This is a genomic window from Oscillochloris sp. ZM17-4 (assembly GCF_019599295.1).
Taxonomy (GTDB): Bacteria; Chloroflexota; Chloroflexia; order Chloroflexales; family Chloroflexaceae; genus Oscillochloris.
This window is the reverse complement of record NZ_JAIEWN010000113.1, coordinates 1-4,507: the sequence shown is the minus strand read 5'-3', so window position 1 is coordinate 4,507 and position 4,507 is coordinate 1. Positions and strand designations below refer to the sequence as shown.

Annotated in this window: 5 protein-coding genes; all 5 read left to right on the top strand. The window is 71.3% G+C overall.

The annotated features are described in order from the left end of the window. Nucleotides 1-133 (top strand): helix-turn-helix domain-containing protein (locus K2Z83_RS27875; protein WP_220598441.1); only part of this gene is annotated, 133 nt, incomplete at its 5' end. After that, a complete protein-coding gene (locus K2Z83_RS27870; RefSeq protein WP_220598440.1) occupies nt 130-1,167 on the top strand; it encodes a cell wall metabolism sensor histidine kinase WalK in 1,038 nt (345 codons plus the stop codon). The genes K2Z83_RS27875 and K2Z83_RS27870, both read left to right, overlap by 4 nt. A 192-nt stretch (nt 1,168-1,359) precedes the next feature. Next, nucleotides 1,360-2,772, top strand: a complete 1,413-nt coding sequence (locus K2Z83_RS27865; RefSeq protein ID WP_220598439.1) for an aspartate aminotransferase family protein — start codon at nt 1,360-1,362, stop codon at nt 2,770-2,772. Between the two features lie 97 nt (nt 2,773-2,869). Beyond that, on the top strand, nt 2,870-3,520 hold the full coding sequence (locus K2Z83_RS27860) for a hypothetical protein (protein WP_220598438.1): 651 nt from the start codon (nt 2,870-2,872) through the stop codon (nt 3,518-3,520). After that, the gene (locus tag K2Z83_RS27855; protein ID WP_220598437.1) at nt 3,507-4,415 is read left to right on the top strand and encodes an aminoglycoside phosphotransferase family protein; all 909 of its coding nucleotides are present in this window, start codon (nt 3,507-3,509) and stop codon (nt 4,413-4,415) included. Before K2Z83_RS27860 ends, K2Z83_RS27855 begins: the two co-directional genes overlap by 14 nt. Nucleotides 4,416-4,507: the final 92 nt, after the last annotated feature.

Genomic DNA, 4,507 nt, shown 5'->3' with positions numbered 1-4,507 from the left:
AATGGGCCGCGTGCTCGACACGCACATCCGCAACCTGCGCCGCAAGATCGAGCCCGACCCCAACGACCCACTCTACATCCGCACGGTGTACGGGGTGGGCTATCGCCTGCTGGGCCAGCGGGAGGAGCTATGAGCCGGCTATGGGTGCGCTTCAGCCTGATGATCGCCGGGGTGCTGTTCCTCGTCTTCTTCATGCAGTTCCTCTCGATCATCGTGCCGCACGCGGCCCGCCTGGAGCCCCCCGACATCGGCGGCCCGCCCGACAGCGAGATCGCCCGCCGCCTGATCGACTTTATGATCCTCTCGCTGCTGATCGGCCTGGCCGGCGGGGTCCTGATCAGCCGGGTGGTGAGCGCGCCGGTGAGCGCGATGGCCCGCGCGGCCCGCCGGATCAGCGAGGGCGACCTGGCGGTGACGGTGCCCGTGCGCGGCAGCTACGAGCTTGAGGAGCTGGCCCGCGCATTCAACACCATGGCCGCCGACCTGCGCCACGCCGAGGACCTGCGCCGCAACCTGATGGCCGATGTCTCCCACGAGCTGCGCACGCCCCTGGCGGCCCTGGAGGCCAACCTGCGCGCCGCCCTCGACCGGGTCGCCCCCCTGGACGACGTGACGATCGCCCACCTCTACGGGCAGACCCGCCACCTGGCCCGGCTGGTGAACGACCTGCGCGACCTCGCGCTGGCCGAGAGCCATAAGCTGCCCCTGGAGCGCCAGCCCACCGACATGTCCGCGCTGATCGCCGAGACGATCCAGGCCATCGCGCCGCTGGCCGAGGAGAAGGGCATCAGCCTGACGGCGGCGGCCGAGGGGCTGCCCGAGCTATGGGTAGACCCGGTGCGCATCAGGCAGGTGCTCTTCAACCTGCTCACCAACGCGCTGCGCCACACCCCCGAGGGCGGCGCGGTGACGGTGACGGGCGCGTATCGGGCGGGCGTGATGCGCCTGGAGGTGCGCGATAGCGGCGAGGGCGTGGAGCCGGAGCATCTGGACGCGATCTTTGACCGCTTCTACCGGGGCGACCAGTCGCGCAGCCGAGCGACGGGCGGCACCGGGCTGGGGCTGGCGATCGTGCGAGCGCTCTGCGAGGCCCACGGCGGCGCGGTGAGCGTGCAGAGCGCCGGCCGCAGGCGGGGCAGCTGCTTTGTGGTGACTCTGCCCGGCTGATACCATTTCAGATTGCAGATTTTGGATTGCAGATTGCCAGATACTGCGTTCCAATGCGCTATGTCCGTACTACATATGCGGCATGTTCAACAGGAATTGGTAGGAGACGCCCCGAGGCGGGAGGGTCGGCGCGATCCCGCTAGGCGCGGTACAATAGAGTATCGTGATACGCCCTAGCATAAGGACTCCCCGATGAGCACCGACACGCAGCTGCCGGCCGACAGCCTGGCCGCGCACGCCGCCGCCTACGACCAGCCCGTCTACCAGAAGGCCCTCGACCACGTCTGGATCCACACGGTGAACTATGTGGAGCTGGCCGAGAAGCGGGGCATGCACGTCTTCGACCGCGGCGAGGGCAGCACCCTCTACGATGTCCGCGGCGACCAGTGGATCGACGCGCTCTCCGGCCTCTGGGTGGTGAACGCCGGCCACGGGCGCGCGGAGATCGCCGACGCGATGGCCGCGCAGGCCCGCAAGCTGGCCTACGTCTCCTCGGCCGCCTACACCTCGGTGCCCTCGGTGCAGCTGGCAGAGACCCTGGCCGAGCTGACGCCGGGCGACCTGAGCCGGGTCTTCTTCTCCTCGGGCGGCTCCGAGGCGGTGGAGACGGCGATCAAGATCGCCAAGCAGGTGCAGGTGCTGCGCGGCTTCCCCAAACGCTATAAGATCATCGCCCGCCGCGGCTCCTACCACGGCATGACCTACGGGGCCATGAGCCTGACCACCGGCAACCGCACCGCTCAGGAGCGCTTCTTCGGCCCGCTGATGGACGGCGTCTACCACGTGCCCTCGCCCAACCGCTACCGCAACGACTTCGGCCTGGAGGGCGAGGAGGGCGACCTCATGTGCGCCCGCTGGGTCGAGCAGGAGATCATGTTCCAGGGGCCGGAGACGGTGGCCGCCGTGATCGGCGAGCCGATCTCATCCTCGAACGGTGTCCACATCCCCGCGCCGGGCTACTGGAAGCTGCTGCGCGAGATCTGCGACCGCCACGGCGTGCTGCTGATCATGGACGAGGTGATCAACGGCTTTGGCCGCACCGGCGCCTGGTTCGCCACCGAGCATTTCGGCGTCACCCCCGACATCATGACCATGGCCAAGGGGCTCTCCAGCGGCTACGCCCCGATCGCCGCCACCATCGTGCGCCCGAGCGTGTTCGAGGTCTTCACCAGCGAGAAGAACACGGTCAGCCACCTGCTCACCTTCGGCGGCCAGGCGGTGGCGGCGGCGGCGGCGCTCAAGAACATCGAGATCATCGGCCGCGAGGGGCTGGTCGAGCGCGCCGCCGAGATGGGCGCCTACCTGATGGCCGGCCTGCGCGGCCTGATGGACACTCACCCCACCGTGGGCGACGCGCGCGGCCTCGGGCTGCTCTGCGCGATCGAGCTGGTCAAGGACAAGGGCACGAAGGAGAAGTGGCCGCGCGACAGCGACTTCATCAAGCGGGTCGGCGAGCTGGTGCTGGAGCGGCGCATGCTCACGCGGGTCTGGGAGCTCCTGCACATCGCGCCGCCGCTGGTGATCACCCGCGAGGAGATCGACCGCATGGTCACCATCCTCGATGAGAGCCTGGGCATCGCCGAGCGCGAGTTCGGGCTGGCCTAGCGGGCCTGACCCTGTGATCATGAGGTACCCGTCGGGGCGCAGCAGCGCCGCGCTGCTGCGCCCTTATAGCGTGTCACCCGCGCCGCCAGGAGGGACCATGAGCTGCTGCCACCACTGCCGCGACGCCGAGAACATGTTCGACCGCCGCGACGCCGCGCGCCAGCTGGAGCGCTACCGCCGTCGCGGCCCCGAGGGTACCACACGCATCCTGCTCGACGCGCTGCGCGAGGCCGGCGTGGCCGGCGCGTCGCTGCTCGACATCGGCGGGGGCGTGGGGGTGATCCACCACGAGCTGCTGCGCGCCGGGGCCGCCGGCGCGGTCGATGTCGACGCCTCCTCGGCCTATATCGCGGCCGCGCGCGGCGAGAGCGAGCGCCAGGGTCGCGCCGGTCAGGTTTCCTACCTCCACGGCGATGTCGTCGCTATGGCCGATGGCATCCCCCAGGCCGAGATCGTCACCCTCGACCGGGTGGTCTGCTGCTACCCCGACATGCCGGCCCTGATCGGGGTGGCCGCCACGCGGGCGACCCGGCTGCTCGGGCTGGTCTACCCGCGCGATGACTGGTGGGTGCGGGCGGGGGTGCGCGTGCTGAACGCCGGGCTGTCGCTCCAGCGCACGGCCTTCCGGGTCTTCTGCCACCCGACGGCCGAGGTGGACGCGGCGGTGCGGCGGGCCGGCCTGTCCCGGCGCCTCCAGCGGGCCAGCGGCCCCTGGCAGGTCGTCGTGTACGAGCGTGGACACAGCTAGCGCAGCGCCGGCGCCCGGCACGCCGGCCGCCGAGCACATGATCGACCAGGAGCTCGTCGCCGGCCTGCTCGCCGAACAGCACCCGGACCTGGCGGGGCTGCCGCTGCGGGCGCTCGACGCGGGCTGGGACAATGCGATGTTCGGGCTCGGCGAGCGCCTGGCCGTCCGGCTCCCCAGGCGCGCCGCCGCCGCGCCGCTGATCATCCACGAGCAGCGCTGGCTGCCCCGCCTGGCGCCGCAGCTCACGCTGCCGGTGCCCGCGCCCGCGCGGGTGGGCCTGCCGGGGCGCGGCTACCCCTGGCGCTGGAGCGTCGTGCCCTGGCTGGCGGGGGACGCCGCCGACCAGCGCGAGCCCGACGCCGGCCAGGCCAGGCCCTTCGCCGCATTCCTGCGCTCGCTGCACACGCCGGCCCCCGCCGCCGCGCCGGCCAACCCCGTCCGCGGGGTGCCCCTCAGCCAGCGCGCGGACGCCGTCGCGGCGCGCATGCGCGGGATGGCCGGGCGCGCCGACCTGCTCACGCCGCAGGTCCGGCGTCTGTGGGACGATGCCCTGGGCGCGCCGCTCGATGTGTCGCCGACATGGCTGCACGGCGACCTGCACCCGCGCAACGTGCTGGTCGCGGGCGGCGCGGTCAGCGGGGTGATCGACTGGGGCGACATCACCGCGGGCGACCGGGCCACCGACCTGGCGGCGGTCTGGATGCTCTTCGCCGACCCGCGCGCCCGCGCTGAGGCTCTGGCGGCCTATGGCGATCTCTCAGACGCCACCCTGCGCCGGGCCAGGGGCTGGGCGGTGCTGTTCGGCGTGACGCTGCTGGCGACGGGCCTGGTGGACCACCCGCGCCACGCCCTGATCGGCGAGCGCACCCTGCGCCGCGTGGCGGAGGATGGCTGACCGCAGAATCTCTTGTTGTTTTGGCCAACATGGCCAAAACAACAACGGTTTTTGTGCCTAGCAGGCACATGCAGCACCATCAGTTTTTGTTA